Source organism: Treponema sp. OMZ 305 (assembly GCF_024181325.1).
Lineage (GTDB): Bacteria > Spirochaetota > Spirochaetia > Treponematales > Treponemataceae > Treponema.
On record NZ_CP051300.1, the window covers coordinates 2152859 to 2170705 of the forward strand.

The window sequence follows — 17847 nt, forward strand, 5'->3', positions numbered from 1 at the left end:
GGCAATACCTCTTGCAATTTACATTTCCGTATACAATTTATACTTTACCTTGACAAAATAAGAGTCTTTATCATAATGTAAATTGGCTTTTGCCGAAAAATAACGTTTTAGGAGGATCCGCAATGAAACAACTGAAATTTTTACGATTATTCACATGCGCATCGACTTTGGCTGCGATGATGCTGGTGTCATGTACCAGTACGCCGCAAGGAGAATCTGCTCAGTCTGCAGAGAATTGGAAGCCGTATGATAAAAACGGTGAGATGATTAGAACCGATAGAAATGCGACCGGTAAAATCGGTGTTGTGTCTACCAGTAAAGTTGAAGCAAGCAGGATAGGGGCGGAAATTTTAAGAAAAGGCGGCAACGCGATCGATGCTGCTGTTGCAGCAGGTTTTGCACTGGGAGTTGTTGAACCGAACTCTTCAGGTTTAGGCGGCGGCGGATTCATGTTAATCAGAATCGCAAAAACCGGAGAAACTGTTTTTATCGACTTTAGAGAGCGTGCTCCGCAAAAGTCGTCACCCGAGATGTGGAAGGTGGGTAAAGACGGAAAGGTTGTAGGTAATCAGAAATTGGAAGGCGGAAAAGCCGCTGCGGTTCCGGGCGAAGTTGCCGGTCTTTTGTATGCACTGGAAAACTACGGAACTATGTCACGGGAACAAGTTATCCGCCCGGCAGCTAATCTTGCAAAGAACGGATTCTATGTAACACCGACCTTATCAAACGATATGAAGTCTCAGTTTGATAAATTGGAAAAATATCCTGAATCGGCAAAGGTCTTTTTGAATAAAGAAGGACTTCCCTACGAAGTGGATGATCTCTTTACCAACCCCGATATGGCAAAAACCTTGGATATTATCATCAAGAACGGAAAAGACGGATTCTACAAAGGTGAAGTTGCAGAAGCCATTGTAAAGACGCTCAATAAGTATGACGGACTCTATACAATGGAAGATTTGGCAAATTACAAACCCTTGGTACGGCAGCCGGTTAAAGGTACCTATCGCGGTTATGAAATTATTTCTTCACCTTCGCCCAGCTCAGGCGGTGCCATCGTTATCGAAATTCTCAATATTTTGGAAAACTTCGATGTCGGCTCGTTAAAAGTAAACTCACCCGAATATCTTCACCTGTTCTCAGAAGCATATAAACTCGCGTATGCGGATAGAGCAAAGTACATGGGCGACAGCGACTACACGCCGGTTCCGATGAAAGGCTTTGTGTCTAAAAAATATGCAAAAGAAATTGCCAAAGAAATAGACCTTAAAGTATCGCACGAAAGTAAAGCGCATGATCCGTGGCTTTATGAATCTGAGGATACGACTCACTACTCAATTGCTGATAAAGAAGGCAACATGGTAGCAATTACCAAAACCGTTAACGGTTTGTTTGGAAACAGTGTTGTAGTTGACGGCTATGGATTTGTTATGAATAACGAAATGGATGACTTTGTACTCGGTGCAGGACACCCCAACTCGGTAGCGCCCAACAAAACACCGCTTAGCTCCATGTCTCCGACTATCGTGTTAAAAGATGGCAAGCCCTTTATGGTATTGGGTTCACCGGGAGCAACAAAAATTATCAGCACGGTATCGCAGGTTATCAGTAGAGTAATCGACCACAAGATGGGTATGCAGGAAGCAATCGACACCCCGCGCTTGTGGGACAATACCTCCAACAAGATCAATGTAGAAACCCGTATTTCCGATGAAACGATCAAGCAACTTGAAGCAATGGGACATAAGGTAAACAAGACCTCCGAGTGGGATAGAGGCATGGGTTCCGTGCAGGGCGTACTGTATAAGTCAAACGGAATGCTTGAAGGCGGCGCCGATCCCAGAAGAGACGGCAAAGCGTTAGGCTTCTAAGACTTCGTATTTTAAAATCGCTGCCCTCTAAAGGCTCTGGCAGCTTTTAGAGGGTCTCAATTGTTAGACTTTTTAGGAGATAAGATACATGAAAAAGCTATTTATTACCATAGTATTTTTGTTATCGGCATTAGCGCTATTTGCGGCTCAATTTGAAAAACCGGCAACGCTGACATCGATTGGACAAAGCGCCGATGTACAGATGGTAAAAGCCTTGTTAAAAAAGGCAGGGATTGAAGCAAAGTTTGATGCATTGATCACCGATGTCGGCTTAAAGGACGAAAAAACACTGATCCTTGCAATCGGCGGCAGCTCTAAGGGATTGGGAGCAGCCGGAATAAAGGCGGAAGATGAGCTTGCCCGTGCAGAAAAGCTGATTAAAGCAGCAAAAGCAAAAAGCATTAAAATTATTGGGCTACACATCGGCGGAGAAGCGCGGAGAGGAGAACTTTCCGACAAGTTTGTAAAAGTAGCGGCTCCCTATTGCGATTATTTAATCGTTGTAAATGATGGAAATAAAGACGGACTTTTTACTAAAACAGCCGCCGAAAAAAAGATCCCGCTGGAGACTGTTCCTAAAATCACAAACACTGTTGAGCCTTTAAAAAAGCTGTTTCAGTAATATCTAAAGGGCAACCGTATCAGAAATTGTTCAAACGGTTGCCTTTTTTGTACGGAATTCTTTTCAAAATTTCCGCACATCTTAGTTTCGAAGGAGATCAATCGCTTCAGACGAATAGATAAAAATCGCAGAATAAGGAGATTGGACACCCATTTGAGCTGCGCAGCAGCGAAACTCTGGGTGGACAGTTTCCTTATTCTGCGGGGTATTAAAAAAACACTCTGATGCGATTGATCTATAGAGGTATACTATGTCAATTGAATTGATATTATTTTTAGCAATGATTGCCGTTTTTGCAATCTCCTGCTTTACATTTAAATTACCGGTAAGTTTAGCGATGGTGCTTGCGTCGATAACGGGCACATTACTTGCCGGTGAAGGCATTCCTATCCGGCATTTAGTTGAAGGGATGTTCGGCTACTTGGATACGATTTTGGTTATAGCAACCGCTATGATTTTTATGAAGGTTATTCAAGAAATCGGTACATTAAATGCGTTGAGTGCCACTATTATTAAACGCTTCCATAAAACTCCGTGGTTGCTTTTAATCCTGTTAATGTTTATTTCCATGTTTCCCGGTATGATAACCGGTTCTTCTACCGCCTCGGTACTGACCGCAGGAAGCATTGTTGCACCGATCCTGATGTACATCGGCATTCCCATGGTGGAAACCGCTACAATCATTGCACTGGGCGGCTTATGCGGTATGATTGCTCCTCCTGTTAATATTCCAGCAATGATCATCGGCGGCGGAATCGATATGCCTTATGTCGGCTTTACCATTCCCCTCCTGCTTTTAACCGTACCGGTTGCAATTTTTTCAGTTCTGTTCTTAGGCTTAAAACATGTAAAAAAGATCGACTACGATGGCATAAAAAGCAAGATAGATTTTTCTGCTATTAATGCGTACGGCTTTAGATTATATCTCCCAATTCTTCTTGCGTTGTTCCTGATGACTATGGATAAGGTACTGCCGAATGTCTTTGGACTGGGAATGCCGCTCATCTTTATGATCAGCGCAGTTGTCGGTGCTTTTTGTGGAAAGAAAATCAATTTCTTTACGGTATCAAAGAAGGCTATTACTGAAAGTTTGCCGGTTATGGGCATCTTGATGGGCGTCGGTATGTTTATACAGACTATCACCCTCACCGGTGTGCGAGGATTCATTGTCGTAAACAGCCTCAGTCTGCCGCCGTCACTGGTCTATATTGCAATGGCAATCACGATACCTTTATTCGGTGCCGTTTCTTCATTCGGGGCTTCTTCTGTCTTGGGTGTTCCTTTCCTCATGGTATTCTTAGCCAAAAATCAAATCATCACCGGTTCTGCAATATCGTTTATCGCAGCATTGGGTGATTTAATGCCGCCGACGGCTCTTGCCGGTATATTTGCCGCGCAAATTGTCGGCATGAAAGACTACACTCCGGTATTAAAGAAATCGCTCATTCCTGCGTTAGTCATTATCATTTATTCTATTGTAATGATTATCTTCTCAAAGGAATTGGGATCATTAATTTATTAAAGGAAAAACAGTATGATGATGTATATCTATTTAGCCCTGCTGTTATATGTTTTGATAATGGTTGTTGCCAATATATTGACGGAAAAAAGTATCACAAAGCAGTTAAATGCTGCGCTTGTCATTATTCCGTTAATTCTGAGAATTTTATTTATAAAATAATGAGGGGAAACGATGAAAGGAACTAAGACCACCGGTATTATTATGATCGTTCTAGCGCTGGGTATTGTTTTTTTTGCAGGGCGCGAATTTCTGAAAACACGGGAATTGGAGCCGATTGTAAAAGGTGAAGGCGTTACCTCCATGCAGCGCTTGAGCGACTATCTTCCGGCGTTAAAGGGAACACGAGGCGATAGCGATGTCTATGTGCTACAGGGATCGGAACCCGGAGGCAGCGTACTGGTTTTGGGAAATACCCATCCGAATGAACCATCAAGTTTTTTAACAACCGTGCTGCTTATCGAAAACTTAAAGGTTGAAAAAGGCACGGTGTATATACTCCCGCGGGCAAACGCAAGTGCGCTTTCTCATAACGACCCGCAAGAAGGTTCTCCGCAACGGTATACCATTAAAACACCCTACGGTGAACGCTGGTTTAGGTTTGGTTCACGTGCGACAAACCCGCTTGACCAATGGCCGGATCCTGATGTGTATATTCATGCAGCGTCCGGGCAAAAACTTTCAGGGAACGAAACACGCAACCTGAACAGGGCGTATCCGGGCAGACCTGACGGAACTTTTACAGAAAAAGTCGCATTCGCCATCACCGAAATGATCAAGAAAAACGACATCAATATGACCATTGACTTGCACGAGGCATCGCCTGAATATCCGGTTATTAACGCGATTGTTGCACACGAGCGGGCAATGCCGATTGCTTCGCAAGTTGTAATGAATATGGAGTTTGAAGATATTCAAATCGGGCTTGAACCTTCCCCTGCAACCCTGCACGGGCTTACGCATAGAGAGTTGGGGGATTATACCAACACGTATGCGGCGCTCATGGAAACAGCGAATGCTTCACAGGGACGGCTCCGGGGCAAAACTGATGAAAATCTCGTACTTACCGGCAAAGACCCGATGTATGTAAAAGCACAAAAAATCGGTCGGCTGTTTGTTCCGTATGATGAAAACGGACACCCTATAGAGGAGCGTGTCGGTAGGCACTTAACCGGTGTTGTCCAACACATTGAGGTTATGGGAGAAAATGAACCGGAGAAAGAAATAATTCTGGAAGGGCTTCCCTCGTATGCAGATATCATGCAAAATGGCGTAGGAGCTTACTTAAAAGAAGTAAAAGAATAACCGGCTGTTTTATGCAAGGATAGAGGTATAGCTTTTGATTATCATCATATTATCCTTACTCTATATTCTCTATCTTTGCTTCGAATACCGGTATCTCAAATATCATAGAAAAAAAATAAAATACGTTATTCATATCAATGGTATCCGCGGAAAGTCAACGGTCTGCCGGTTAATTGATGCGGGCTTACGGGCGGGCGGGTATAAGGTATTTACAAAAACCACCGGTACATCGCCGCGGATTATCGATGTGAATCGCGTTGAGCAGGAAATTAACCGGCAAGGGAAAGCCAATATCCGCGAACAGATAAAAGCCGTCCATTGGGCTGCCCGGCAAAAAGCGGATATTTTAATCGTAGAATGTATGGCGGTAAAACCGGAGCTGCAGCGTATATGTGAACAGCGTATCCTCACTGCCGACATTACAGCTATCACCAATGTTCGGGAAGATCATTTGGATGAAATGGGGAAGAATCTCGACAGTATTGCGTATTCTCTTTCCAATACCATTCCCTCCAATGCGGTATTCTTTACTGCAGACAGCGATTATTTTCCATTCTTTCAGCAGCTATGCGATACAAAACACACCCAGTCATTTTTGAGCGATGAAATTCAAGAATACTACCGCGAAGTCGATTTTCCTGAAAACGTTGCATTGGCACTTGCAATATGCCGATTTCTTAGTGTTGACACCACACAAGCATTTGCTGCAATGAAAACATATTATAAAGATCCGGGCAGCTTAAAAGTACTATCGTATTGCAACGCGAAAGGCAGTACTCTTTTTTTTATCAATACCTTGGCTGCTAATGATCCGGTCTCAACTAAAATCATATTAAACAATTGTATGACACAATCCTATTGGCAGCACAAAAAGTATTTGCTTATTAATAATAGGGCAGACCGGCTCAGCCGGATGGAGCAATACGTGAATTTTACGGCAAAACATCAGCAGCTCTTTGACATCATTCTTATCTCCGGAGAAAATAAGCAGCTGTTTTATAAGTATCTAAGACGGCAACACATAGAGCGTGCAAAAATACTCATGCTAACAGACGATGCCTATTTTGATACGGTAGGCAGCGATGCGGTAATATTTGCGGCAGGAAATATTTGCAAATCGGGGAAGCGGCTTACGGACTATTTTGAAAGCAAAGGAACGGTCATCCATGATACATGAGATACTGACACTCGGGGTTATTGTCAGCATTGCTTTTTACGAACTCACCGAAATTTCACCCGGCGGACTGATCGTTCCGGCATACTTTGCGCTGTATTTGGATGCCCCTCTTAAACTGATCATAACGGTCTTTATCAGTTTGCTCACCGTTGCGGTTTTAAAAATACTTTCCCGCGCTACTATTCTGTACGGTCGACGACGATTCGCTGTTTGTATTATGCTGAGCTTTTTAATAAAAATGATTTTGCAGTATGGCAATTTCCATCTACTCCATGTCCATGAACTTTACTTTTTGAATGTACACAGCATCGGAACTATCATCCCCGGTATTTTAGCGCAGGAAGTAGACCGGAACGGTGCGGTACGCACGCTTGCAGCGCTTATCATTGTCGCTATTGTGATTAAAGCATTGTACGAGCTGGTAGCTGCGGTAGGTATCGGCTTATGAAATTACATTTGACCTATACTGCGAAAAATTGTGTGTTGATACTACTGGCGGCATTTTTTTTAGTTATCTATTATTATGTAAAACCGCATAGTGTTACCGGAAAACATCAGGCATATTCTGAAATGACAGCCGCAGCAAAAAAGATGAAGCAGGCGCAACAAGCTGTCCGGCAGGAGATGAGCCGAAGAGGTATCGAAATAGATACAACGGTTGATAGACTGGATAGCGGGCTTATCGGTTTGGAGTGGAGCGGTATTACGACAACACTCGGTAATGTGGAAAGCAAACGGACAACCGTTAATCCCGATTTTGCAGCGCTGCTTGTAAAGCTCTTTCAAGAGGCCGGTTTGCAGAAGGGCGACACTATTGCCGCTAATTGCTCCAGCTCTTTTCCGGCGCTTAACCTCGCCTTTATTGTAGCGACAGATGCTATGGGATTACAACCCGTTATGGTAACATCGATAGGTTCATCAATGTACGGCGGCAATAGAGAAGATTTTACCTACCTTGATATGGAGCAGTACCTCTATGAGCAAAAGATTATAGCGCATAAAACAATCGCCTATTCGCTCGGCGGTGTAAAAGATGTGGGACAGGAATTTGAACCGGAGATTATCGGGCGCATACAAAAACGATTGAACAGTTACGGCTTACAGTTCTTGTATGGGACGGATTTAGAAAAAAATATTGAAAACCGTTACGCATTTTATACGGCAACTGCATACACTCCTATAAAAGCCTTCATCAATATCGGCGGAAATCTGCTTTCAGTAGGCGAATATAACGACAGCATCACAACGGAAACAGTACGGCTGTCGGCTTCAACCCCAATAAAAACAGGCTTAGTAGGAAAATTTTTGCAGAGCGGTACACCGGTATTTTATCTACTCAATATAAAAAGCATTGCCCGCTATTATCAGCTCCCAGTCGATCCTATCACACTGCCGGAGATCGGCACTGCACCGATATATTATTACCGTACTGTGCAGCATATATGGAATTATGTGATACTCGGTCTGTTTCTCGTTGCCCTCTATCTTATAACCGGCTGCCATAATTTGTTTTTTTACGAAATTAAAAATATAACTGATTTTTAGAGATCCCCAATAGTGTAAAATATTTTTTCTTGACTTAAACGGCAGTTTGCCTTATATATTCAGAGGACGGTATCTTTGAAAATTTGTTCAACTTTTGAGGATACTTTTAATCTTTACGAGGAGGGTATGATGGCAAAGAAATTAGTGGCATTTTTTAGCGCTTCGGGAGTAACGGCTCAAGCTGCGCGGATATTGGCAGAGGCTGCGGGTGCGGATGTGCACGAGATAAAACCGGCTATTCCGTATACAAAGGCGGATTTGGATTGGATGGATAAAAAATCACGCAGTAGTGTAGAGATGGCTGATAAATCTTCCCGCCCTGCGATTGTGGATGATGATGCACATATCGCTGACTATGATGTGATTTTTGTCGGCTTTCCGATTTGGTGGTATATTGCGCCGACGATTATCAATACCTTTCTTGAACGATATGATTTTAGCGGTAAAAAAATCGTGCTGTTTGCGACATCGGGCGGGAGTAGTTTTGGGAAGGCGGTCACCAACTTGCAGCCGAGTGCACCGAATGCAAAAATCGTGGAAGGCAAACTATTGAACGGACGGCTGAACAAGGCTTCCCTTGCCGAATGGGCTGCACAGTTTTAACGTATACATTATTCAATGTAAGAAACTCTTATAGAGGATATGTGCGATACAGTACAATAAACTCGTTATGCTTGTCTGGTCATCGGTCATAGCGGGTCGGTTTACGATAAGGTAAAATAAAATATGGATAAAATTTTTCAACAGGATTTAACCAAAGAAGAAAAAGTCGGCGGCATTTTTATTGTAAAGCTCTTGTTTAAAGCGCCGGTAACAATGCCGGCTCGAGAGCAGATGGAAGCGGTGATGCAAAAGCGCTTGGGAGATGCCGAATGTTTTTCGTACGATTCCGACACTGCCGTAGCACAATTTGCCGCCACTCGATATCGGGCGGAATTTAAGGATGGGGCGTATCCGCCTATGCTAATGATTGCTCCCGCCGCCTTTGACGGAAATACCATTGACGATTTTACCAAAAGCCAGATGTGGGACTGCGGAGACGATAAAGATGCTATTTTGTCCGAATGTCGATATGCACTCATCGGTACCGATATGCTGGCGGCGGCACTTCCCGCATTGGAGCGTGCAGCACTCGATATGGATTTTACAGAAGCGCTGGTCGAGCTTTTTCCTGGCTGTACTGCTGTTTATTTTGAAAATTCGGGAAAACTTTTTACCGCAGAAACTATTCGCAACCATACGCTTCCCCGTGAAAACCGTTTTATTCAATTTGCCGTGAACGTCCGCTTTTTTACTATTCAAGGCGGCGAAGATATGCTTGTCGATACGCTCGGCATGAGCTTGTTGTTCTTGCCCGACATACAATATCATTTTCATGGACTTGATCCGAACCTGATGGTAAATCATGCATACAACACCGCGTTGTATCTTTTAATAAATGATAACCCCATAGAAACCGGCGACACCATTGACGGCATACCGGACGGTTCTGCACCGCCTGAACGATGGATATGCCGCTACGAAGAATCGCTTATCCAGCCGGTGCGCGAAGTTCTCGATATAGATACCGGCGCCTATGCTGCGGGTAACAGACAGTATGAATAAAGAAGTCGAATATGACTGAAAAAGAAATAATTACATTTTTAAAAATGAATATCGAACCGGTAGTGGATGATATATATGGATGCATATATCGAGCGGCTGTAGTTTTAAGAGACAATGTGATTATTCCATGCGTCAAATTTTCGTGTGCGGATACATATATAGATTTAGCGATAAGAAGATTCGAAGAAGAAAAAGGAAATAAAATTTTTCTCAATAATGAGGAGAATCCTTACAGGCAAATCGTAAGTCATTTTTGTATAGAACATAATATCATAGACTCTAAAAAAATAGTAAGAATAGAAAGAAGCCGATATTCTTTTCCGATAGAAATATTAAATCAAATAAGAGGCGAAACGTTAATGAGCTGGACGGGGTTTGTTGTGAAAATGCGTGACGGGAATTATTTTAATTTCGGTACTGCCTTTTCATTCTCCTTTTTTGATCTTCCCGAAAATTATAATTTTTCAGATATTACCGAAGTGATAAATCACAGCTACATAGATAGTAGCGGCAAAATACAAAATTACCGAAAGACCGGATTAAAAAATTTTTCGGGTGCAAAAATCTATAGAGAAAAAGATTATTTCAATTGTTACTTAAAGGGACTTTAAATATATAAACATAGTCTCCCGTGAAGTTGTTGCATATGTAATATACACCCTTTAGGGTATACTGTCAAAAGAAGAGCGCTGAAATATACCCTATCGGGTGTATAATCGTTTTTAAAATAAGTATCTATACCCGATAGGGTGTAGTTGACAGATAATCAGTATCACTTAGATAAGATTTATAATTCTGATGATTGGGATAATCAGTTTAAAGTATAGAATCCTTATGTGGCGGTATTTTGTCGTTTATTCGTGCAGAGCGTTTTTAATACTCCTGCTCCTGCCGATGGTAAAAACTAATTGTTTTTGCCATCGGTAAGACAACTCCGTTTTAACTAATTAATGTATAGACCCTTTTAAAAAGCTCCGGCAGCTATCAAGGACATGCTGCACCATCTCTTCTTCAGATACATCAGCACGTATACAGGTAGGTGCGTTCTTCATTTTTGCGGCTTCTTCGACGGAAGTCCCGTACCAGAAATGCATGTGAGGCGGGACAGCGTGGGGAATGGTAATTGCGAAATGAGCCAACTTACCTTTAAATGCAGGATCAGTAGCGGAAAATGCACGATATGCCGGATGTGCGGCATGTGCACTATCTTGTATATATGAACTGCGGCTGACTTCTTTATCACCTTTCCATACGATAATCTCATTTTTACCATTTCCTGCAACAAATTCAATATGAGTAAAATCATTGGCGGTACCGAATGCCTTGTACACCAGTGCCATAATATCTTCTTTTGTATAATCACCGCCCTTCGGATTTTGTCCGGCAAATTCTTTAATCAATTGCGTGTAAACATTTTGAATAGCAGGGCGCGGATCTTCGCAAACGGTAACTGAATTTACCCATTTGCCATTATACAACGCAAGCGGTTCTTTGGGTAATTTTTCTGCTGCCACTGTATTGATAACAGCCGTAAACTGTTTAAGTACCTCTTCTTTTGAAAGATTTGCTTCTACAAAAGGCGCTCGCTTCAAAGGATCCCCATGTACCAGCGATCGAATTCCCCATTTACCGAAGCGGGCATCAAATGATTTTATTCCGGTTTTTTTATCAACTTGAGGAGCCGTAACAACAAAATAGCGCAAATTCTTTAATTCTTGAATTGGTTTTACCGCTTCAAATGTGAGCCAATTGCGAGTCGAATCTTCAACCATAGGGCGTGTACCTTTAAAGGTATATTCACACAAAACCTCTTTCTCAGAACCGTCGGCAGTACGTACAGTAAACGCTACCGTATTTGAACCGTCAAAAACAGCTTTTATCACGGGCGCCGCCACCGCATAATGTACTGCTGCTTTTAATCCGCCTTCACTATAGTACGGCATTGCAGCAGCATTTTTAGCGTATACATCCTGCAAAACAGCATCATCTTCAAAACGGCTGAGGGGCTGCCATGAACCTTTCATAACAGCAAGTTCTGAAGCTGCTGCAGTATCCGATACTGCGGTAGCAGGAACACTGGCACAACCTGCAAGCAGGCACACCGACAACAGAGCAGCCCCTATAGCTGCCTGTAAACACTTTTTAGATGTCATAAAACCTCCATAAAATACAAGGGTAGGGATAGTGGCGCAAACAATCAAAAATGTCAATGGTATTGTTTTCACTTAAAAATGATCAAAATTGCGAATCCAAGAATTTAACGGATTCTGAAAAGATTGTTAATCATGGCTTTGATAAAAAAACATCTTTTAGAAATATGTAATGGATCGGGCGGAGTTTAAGAAGAAATCGCTATAAAAACTTTTTACTCGTTTTCAGCAATATCCCATAGTGTATTAAAATATTTAGTTGCTAAAACATATTGACATCGACTGCATTTTAATATATTTTTATTTTAGTGGCTAAAATAAAAAGGACAATGCAATGAATGATGTAGAAAATCTCATAAAACGGACGGTAAAAATTCAGTATAAAATAAACGCTAATGATAAAAGACCGAGGACTTTCGGTACACAGCATACTTTGTACCAAAGTGAAATTCATTTTATAGAAGCGATAGGTTTGGATGGCGGACACAGCGCTTCCGAGCTTTCGGAAAAACTCGGGATTACAAATGGTGCTGTAACGCAAGTCGCCGATAAGCTGATCAAGAAAAAATTGATAGAAAAATATAAAAAAGCGGATAACAAAAAAACCGTTTATTTTAAGCTGACGAAAGAAGGAATCATTGCGTATAACAATCACGAAAAATTTCACGCCGGTTTTAACGAGATACTCGCAGCGTATTTAAATTCACTTTCAAAAAAAGAATTTGGCGCAATTGCTCGTTTAGCGGAATTGGTAGATAACAATATTCCCGATTTAAGCTCAAATGAAGGCTTATTTTAGACAATGCAGTTGGCATTATCTAAAAACGCTGCGAGTTTGCGCAAGCGCAAACATCGCCTATTGATTGCACTTTTTCATTTCGTTGCAAAAGTGCGGCAATTCGCCAATCCTCGCTTTTTGATAAAGGCTGCGGTTGTCGAATTTATAGGACGGCTTATTTTAGACAATGCAGTTGGCATTGTCTAAAAACGCTGCGAGTTTGCGTAAGCGCAAACTCGCGGATTATATGTGCGCGTTCCGCGCACGAATGCAACAGTTTCCAAAATTGATATTTTGTTCGACTGTTGCATTTTAAGGAAGGTTTATGGGAGGATTTACTATGAAAGCTGCTATCATTGTATTTAGTCCTTCGGGACACACATTGGTTGCTGCACGCATGATTCAGAGGAGTATCGAAGAGAAAAGCGGCACAGCGGATATCATAAATATTACAAAAGATGATAACCTGTTGTTTGCCTCAAAATCCGAAAGGCAAAAAATCTTGGAAGAACGCTTGCAAGAATTCGATGCTCTTTTTGCAGGCGCGCCGGTATACGCAGGCCATGCGGAAACTCATGTATTGCGCATTCTTGAAGCGCTGCCTGAACCGGATCATAAGCGTTCAAAAATTGCTGTTCCGTTTATCACGTACGGAGGTGCTCATTCATTTATTGCATTGGAAGAGATGGGGCGCGCATTAAAAAAGAAAAAATATGTGCCGGTTTTGGGAATAAAACTTGCCTCCTTTCATACACTGAGCAGATTTTTTCGTACCAAAATATTGGAGCACAAGCCCGGTGACACGGAAGAACGCTTAATAGAGAAGGCCATAAGTAGTATTTTTAATTTATGTTTGCATACGGAACATATACAAGACAATAGCAGTTCTTTTGCGTATACCAAAGTCCCTATGCGTCTTATGCTGAACATACTTTCGCAAGAAAAAATACATGCAAAGTTTAAAACCGTATCGATTATACGAGAAAACTGCCATGCATGTAAAAAATGTATTTCAGTGTGCCCTGTTAACAATTTTATTTTTGTAGATGGTAAGGTCTCGATAAAAGATCAAAAAAATTGTATCTTATGCGGAGAGTGTTTTTATCATTGTAAAAGCAACGCAATCGATTTTGCATATCGAACGGTTGCGCAAAAAAGATTAAATGATGGAAATATTATTTTGGAAAAAGAGCTCTCGGCCGTATACCCCAAACGATACGGCTATATAAATAATGAAGGAGAATTATGCTATGAGTAATGTATGCATTGTATACAGTTCAACACACCACGGGAACACTGAAAAAGTGCTGTATAAAATAAAAGAGAAGTACCCCGAAACGGTTCTGATCAAAGCTGTCGATTTTAATCCCGATGATTTTAAGCGATATGATACGGTCGGTTTTGCCTCCGGAATTTTTTACTTTAAATTTGCAAAACCGGTCGATACACTATTTGAACAAGCACTTGCGAGCGGCGTACAAAAACTGTTTTTTATTTACACCGCCGGAGCGGTTAATGCAGGGTTTGAAAAAACGCTGCGTAAAAGAACCGAACAAAACGGAAAGATCTGTCTGGGTATATTCGGCTGTAAAGGTTTTGATACCTTCGGACCCTTAAAACTCATCGGCGGTTTAAACAAAGGCCGACCGAACGAAAACGATTTTAAAAATGCAATCGATTTTTTTGAGAAAAATATTATAAACGCGTAACGGTTTTTTCATACTTTCAAAAATAGAAGAGAAGGGTAGGTGAAATATGGATAAGATTTTTCAACAGGATTTAACCAAAGAAGAAAAAGTCGGCGGCATTTTTATTCGTGCGGAGGATTTAATACCCCGACGCTCTGCGTCGTAACAAAGGGTATTAAAGCCGACTGCAACCACCTTATGAGAACAACAACCTCGACGCTTGCGTCGGGGGTGTTGATTGTAAAGCTCTTGTTTAAAGCGCCGGTAACAATGCCGGCTCGAGAGCAGATGGAAGCAGTGATACAAAAGCGCTTGGAAAATGCCGAATGTTTTTCGTACGATTCGGACACCGCTGTAGCACAGTTTGCCGCCACACGATTGATCCGAACCTGATGGTAAATTATGTGTATAACACCGCGTTCTATCTTTTAATAAATGCTGAGCCCATAGAAACCGGCGACACCATCGACGGCATACCGGATGGTTCAGCACAGCCTGAACGATGGATATGCCGCTACGAAGAATCGCTTATCAAGCCTGTGCGCGAAGTCCTTGATATAGACACCGGTGCCTATGCTGAGGGCAACAGACATTATGAATAAGAAAAGAATTGAGGGGATTATTTTAAGCAATCCGCTAACACTAACTGCGCAAGTTTTTGACAGTTCCCTTGATTTTAATCTTCTTCAAAATAATCCGAATCGATTCGTTTTATTGTGTAAACATCTTGTGTGCTTACCCCAAGATTATTTTCTATCATTAATTCAGTTAATTGCTTTCCATCAAGTAGTATTATTTTTGCATCAATATCGGTAACATATTTTTTTGCTTCGTTTGTAAATGTTGAAGTAGTAATAAATATTCCCTTTTTTGCTTTTTTTCCTAACAATGCCCCTGCAAACTTTTGTATTTCGGGGCGTCCGATAGTACCGCTATCCCATTTTTTTGCTTGAATGTAAATAACATCAAGGCCTAACTTATCTTCTTTAATGATGCCATCAATTCCTTCATCGCCGGACTTTCCAACTACCGTGGCAGCTTCTTTGATTGAACCGCCGTATCCCATCTTAACCAATAAATCAATCACTAGTTTTTCAAATTTTGAAGGGCTGATATTTTTAATTGTAGACAATAACTCATCTGCTAATTCATTTTTTATACTGAGATAACCGCTTTCAAGCAATTCATGTGGAGTAATGCTTTGTTCAATATTATGTTCAATTTTATTATTTTCAGAATTATCAGGCTCTTTTGTCGTCTGGAATTCATTAAAAGCATCATATTCTTTGAGCATTTTAGTATTGATAAATGCAGGCTCCTTTTGCAAGAGTTTCTTTCCTTCTTCCGATATGCGAAAATAACCTCTTTTAGTGGTTAATAATAAACCGGCTTTTGTTAAATATGTTCTTGCCCATCCAATTCTATTATTAACAACAAATGCTGAGCCGCTTGGGAGCAATTCTTGTTTTTCTTTCTCAGTTAACTTAAATTGATTTATCAATGCGTCAGTAGCTTCTCTAAATAAATGCTCTTTACCATCTTCTGCAATTTTCATAAGCGGTAGCATGCACTCTTCATACGTTGGAATTGCCATCATATCCCTCCTAATGTAATTGATATTAAGAAACGCTTTACGCTTGTTGCAGTGCATCCAACCAAGCTAAATAGTCCCTTGCGCTCTGCTCTACCTCTTTCCGTGCAGCTTCGCTATAGCCCGCGTTACTGTCTATGAGCATACCATCAAAGATAAAAATGTTCTATACTGACGATAGGAAACCCTTAAGCTTATTTGCGATGGAGTGTGATATGCTGACTATCAATAAAGACGATATTGCAAGCGTAGATGAATTGCTATTGACGGCAGAAGAAAAAGCAAATCTCAAACTGCTGAACATAAGAGATGGGACACTAATCTCCGTAGTTGATAAAAAAAAGTTAGTAGTCAGTCTGGTTCTTCCCGATAGTGTTACTGAAATCGGCGAAGAAGTATTTTCCGGCTGTACCGGTTTAACACATGTTGTGATACCGAACAGCGTTACGAAAATCGGCGGTGGAGCTTTTAATGAGTGCAGTTCTTTAATAAGCGTAACAATACCCGACAGTATTACTGAAATTAGTTGGAAGATGTTTTTCTGCTGTAGTTCTTTAACACGTATTGAGCTTCCTGACAGTGTTACTAAGATTGACTGGTCGGCATTTAGCTGCTGCACTTCCCTCACAAACATTGTAATACCTGACTCTGTTATTGAAATTGGCTGGGAGGCGTTTATCTTATGTACTGCTTTAACACATGTTGTTATTCCAGCGCGTGTTACGGAGATTGGAGGGCGAGCTTTTGGGAGCTGCACCGGTTTAATAGATATTACCGTTGATAATGCAAATACGGTGTATTGCAGTGAAAATAATATCCTGTATACAAAGGACAAGACAACACTGATCGCTGCTGCTGCAGGTTTACAAGGCGGTATTATCATCCCTGATAGTGTGGCTGAGATTAGTAGTGATGCATTTACCGACTGTAGTTTTGTAACAAGTGTTGCAATACCGGTTAGTGTTACTGAAATCGGCAATCGAGCGTTTTCGGGCTGTACCGGCTTAACCGGCATTGTGATACCGGATAGCGTGACAAAAATACGAGAGGAGATTTTTCATAATTGTAGTTCGCTCACAAGTATTGTACTACCTCGCAGTATTACCGAAATTGGCGAAGAGGCTTTTTCCTGCTGTGCTTCTTTAACAAAGATTACTATACCTGACAGTGTTAGAGAGATTTGCTGGGCGGCATTTTACGGCTGTACCTCTTTAACAAGCGTTGTGATACCGAATAGCGTTACTGCCATTAGTGAGGATGCATTTACTGATATTAATCTTGATGCACATTTTATTGTTTCAAGTGAATCGGTAAAAAACTTGCTAAGAGATTGCGGCAGCGGTATACGCGATGAGCAAATTATCGTTAAGCAGAAGTTGTAGCTTATTTGATAATTTGTAATGAGTGACAATAATGTTAAGGTCATTGTCTTTGATAATATCTTTTAATTTTGATACCGTATTATCATAACCCAATAAGTCTAACATTAATTAAGTTTGCATATTTAAACGGCTTAGAACTGATTGAAGAACAAACGCCGAGGAACGATGGGTATTGTCCCTCCGCACGAATCATTATTTGGTTGTTTTCTTTTTAGAGTTTTTCCTGCATTTTTCTTTCCTTACTGTGTTCTGACATAATTAAATTTCCTTTTATGAATAAATTTCTTCAAAAGAATTCTGCCACGCCGCTCGCATTGAATCCCAATTTGTATGGCAGTTTTCTTCAATCATCCGTGCCGGTGATTTTTTTGCCCATGCAATAATTTGAGCTTCGTATTTTCCGAGCGGCATATCGGTTTTATACAGTGTTGAAAGTTTTTCGGGGATATCCTGAGAGTCAATACGGAAACGCGAAGCGAGAGAACCGTCTGCAGTGTAGATATAGGCATGAGGGATTCTGCGTTTTGTGCAAGAGCGTTCCGAAAAAACCGAAATTCTCATACGTTTCATCAAGAAAATAGTCCGCTGATTTATGACCGCGTTCCTTTGCCTGT

General features: G+C 41.3%; 21 protein-coding genes and 1 pseudogene. 18 read left to right on the plus strand and 4 right to left on the minus strand.

All coding sequences use genetic code 11. The annotated features are described in order from the left end of the window. Nucleotides 1-122 precede the first annotated feature (122 nt). The 11 genes from ggt to ABK01_RS09510 all read left to right on the plus strand — a co-directional run bounded on the left by ggt (nucleotide 123) and on the right by ABK01_RS09510 (nucleotide 10255). Entirely contained in the window at nucleotides 123-1871 is a 1749-nt protein-coding gene (gene ggt / locus ABK01_RS09460) for a gamma-glutamyltransferase (protein ID WP_253675445.1), read from the plus strand. Between the two features lie 88 nt (nucleotides 1872-1959). Then, complete coding sequence (locus ABK01_RS09465; RefSeq protein WP_253675446.1) at nucleotides 1960-2493, plus strand: DUF6305 family protein; 534 nt, start codon at nucleotides 1960-1962, stop codon at nucleotides 2491-2493. A 250-nt stretch (nucleotides 2494-2743) separates the two neighbouring features. Next, the gene (locus tag ABK01_RS09470) at nucleotides 2744-4015 is read left to right on the plus strand and encodes a TRAP transporter large permease subunit (RefSeq protein ID WP_253675447.1); all 1272 of its coding nucleotides are present in this window, start codon (nucleotides 2744-2746) and stop codon (nucleotides 4013-4015) included. 12 nt (nucleotides 4016-4027) lie between these two features. Continuing rightward, nucleotides 4028-4174 carry a hypothetical protein gene (locus ABK01_RS09475; protein WP_253675448.1) on the plus strand — a complete coding sequence of 49 codons (147 nt, stop codon included), beginning with the start codon at nucleotides 4028-4030 and terminating at the stop codon, nucleotides 4172-4174. A 12-nt stretch (nucleotides 4175-4186) separates the two neighbouring features. Continuing rightward, a complete protein-coding gene (locus tag ABK01_RS09480) occupies nucleotides 4187-5317 on the plus strand; it encodes a M14 family metallopeptidase (protein WP_253675449.1) in 1131 nt (376 codons plus the stop codon). A 34-nt stretch (nucleotides 5318-5351) separates the two neighbouring features. Continuing rightward, nucleotides 5352-6494, plus strand: coding sequence for a poly-gamma-glutamate synthase PgsB (gene pgsB, locus ABK01_RS09485; protein ID WP_253675450.1), 1143 nt, complete (start codon nucleotides 5352-5354; stop codon nucleotides 6492-6494). After that, on the plus strand, nucleotides 6484-6942 hold the full coding sequence (gene pgsC, locus ABK01_RS09490; RefSeq protein ID WP_253675451.1) for a poly-gamma-glutamate biosynthesis protein PgsC: 459 nt from the start codon (nucleotides 6484-6486) through the stop codon (nucleotides 6940-6942). Before pgsB ends, pgsC begins: the two co-directional genes overlap by 11 nt. Next, nucleotides 6939-8039, plus strand: coding sequence for a poly-gamma-glutamate system protein (pgsW, locus tag ABK01_RS09495; RefSeq protein WP_253675452.1), 1101 nt, complete (start codon nucleotides 6939-6941; stop codon nucleotides 8037-8039). The genes pgsC and pgsW overlap by 4 nt, the downstream gene beginning before the upstream one ends. 129 nt (nucleotides 8040-8168) lie before the next feature. After that, nucleotides 8169-8642: a flavodoxin gene (locus tag ABK01_RS09500; RefSeq protein WP_212565236.1), complete on the plus strand. Its 474-nt coding sequence runs from the start codon at nucleotides 8169-8171 to the stop codon at nucleotides 8640-8642. Nucleotides 8643-8765: 123 nt separating this feature from the next. After that, entirely contained in the window at nucleotides 8766-9644 is an 879-nt protein-coding gene (locus ABK01_RS09505; RefSeq protein WP_253675453.1) for a DUF4261 domain-containing protein, read from the plus strand. An 11-nt stretch (nucleotides 9645-9655) separates the two neighbouring features. Then, nucleotides 9656-10255, plus strand: a complete 600-nt coding sequence (locus ABK01_RS09510; protein ID WP_253675454.1) for a hypothetical protein — start codon at nucleotides 9656-9658, stop codon at nucleotides 10253-10255. A gap of 336 nt (nucleotides 10256-10591) precedes the next feature. Here ABK01_RS09510 and ABK01_RS09515 read toward each other — a convergent pair whose 3' ends face one another. Next, nucleotides 10592-11797, minus strand: coding sequence for a hemin-binding protein B (locus ABK01_RS09515; protein WP_212565238.1), 1206 nt, complete (start codon nucleotides 11795-11797; stop codon nucleotides 10592-10594). Between the two features lie 331 nt (nucleotides 11798-12128). On the opposite strand from ABK01_RS09515, the gene ABK01_RS09520 reads away from it, so the two are divergent. The 6 genes from ABK01_RS09520 (at nucleotide 12129) to ABK01_RS09545 (ending at nucleotide 14862) form a co-directional block, all read left to right on the plus strand. Beyond that, nucleotides 12129-12593, plus strand: a complete 465-nt coding sequence (locus ABK01_RS09520; protein ID WP_253675455.1) for a MarR family transcriptional regulator — start codon at nucleotides 12129-12131, stop codon at nucleotides 12591-12593. A 3-nt stretch (nucleotides 12594-12596) separates the two neighbouring features. After that, the gene (locus ABK01_RS09525) at nucleotides 12597-12779 is read left to right on the plus strand and encodes a hypothetical protein (protein ID WP_212565240.1); all 183 of its coding nucleotides are present in this window, start codon (nucleotides 12597-12599) and stop codon (nucleotides 12777-12779) included. A 133-nt stretch (nucleotides 12780-12912) separates the two neighbouring features. Then, nucleotides 12913-13830 carry a 4Fe-4S binding protein gene (locus ABK01_RS09530; protein ID WP_253675456.1) on the plus strand — a complete coding sequence of 306 codons (918 nt, stop codon included), beginning with the start codon at nucleotides 12913-12915 and terminating at the stop codon, nucleotides 13828-13830. After that, nucleotides 13823-14281: a flavodoxin family protein gene (locus ABK01_RS09535; protein ID WP_253675457.1), complete on the plus strand. Its 459-nt coding sequence runs from the start codon at nucleotides 13823-13825 to the stop codon at nucleotides 14279-14281. Before ABK01_RS09530 ends, ABK01_RS09535 begins: the two co-directional genes overlap by 8 nt. A 177-nt stretch (nucleotides 14282-14458) precedes the next feature. Further along, entirely contained in the window at nucleotides 14459-14653 is a 195-nt protein-coding gene (locus ABK01_RS09540; protein WP_230974395.1) for a hypothetical protein, read from the plus strand. Then, the gene (locus ABK01_RS09545) at nucleotides 14653-14862 is read left to right on the plus strand and encodes a DUF4261 domain-containing protein (RefSeq protein WP_230974396.1); all 210 of its coding nucleotides are present in this window, start codon (nucleotides 14653-14655) and stop codon (nucleotides 14860-14862) included. Before ABK01_RS09540 ends, ABK01_RS09545 begins: the two co-directional genes overlap by 1 nt. Nucleotides 14863-14936: 74 nt before the next feature. On the opposite strand, the gene ABK01_RS09550 is transcribed toward ABK01_RS09545, so the two are convergent. Beyond that, nucleotides 14937-15857 (minus strand): restriction endonuclease, encoded by a 921-nt coding sequence (locus ABK01_RS09550; RefSeq protein ID WP_230974397.1) that lies wholly within the window; start codon nucleotides 15855-15857, stop codon nucleotides 14937-14939. Between the two features lie 34 nt (nucleotides 15858-15891). Continuing rightward, nucleotides 15892-15990 (minus strand): annotated as a pseudogene (locus tag ABK01_RS11830) (flavodoxin family protein); the annotation flags it as partial. Nucleotides 15991-16066: 76 nt separating this feature from the next. On the opposite strand from ABK01_RS11830, the gene ABK01_RS09555 reads away from it, so the two are divergent. Further along, nucleotides 16067-17233 carry a leucine-rich repeat domain-containing protein gene (locus tag ABK01_RS09555; RefSeq protein ID WP_253675458.1) on the plus strand — a complete coding sequence of 389 codons (1167 nt, stop codon included), beginning with the start codon at nucleotides 16067-16069 and terminating at the stop codon, nucleotides 17231-17233. A 270-nt stretch (nucleotides 17234-17503) separates the two neighbouring features. Here the strand turns inward: ABK01_RS09555 and ABK01_RS09560 are convergent, their stop codons facing one another. Continuing rightward, a complete protein-coding gene (locus ABK01_RS09560) occupies nucleotides 17504-17803 on the minus strand; it encodes a hypothetical protein (RefSeq protein ID WP_212565244.1) in 300 nt (99 codons plus the stop codon). Nucleotides 17804-17847 lie beyond the last annotated feature (44 nt).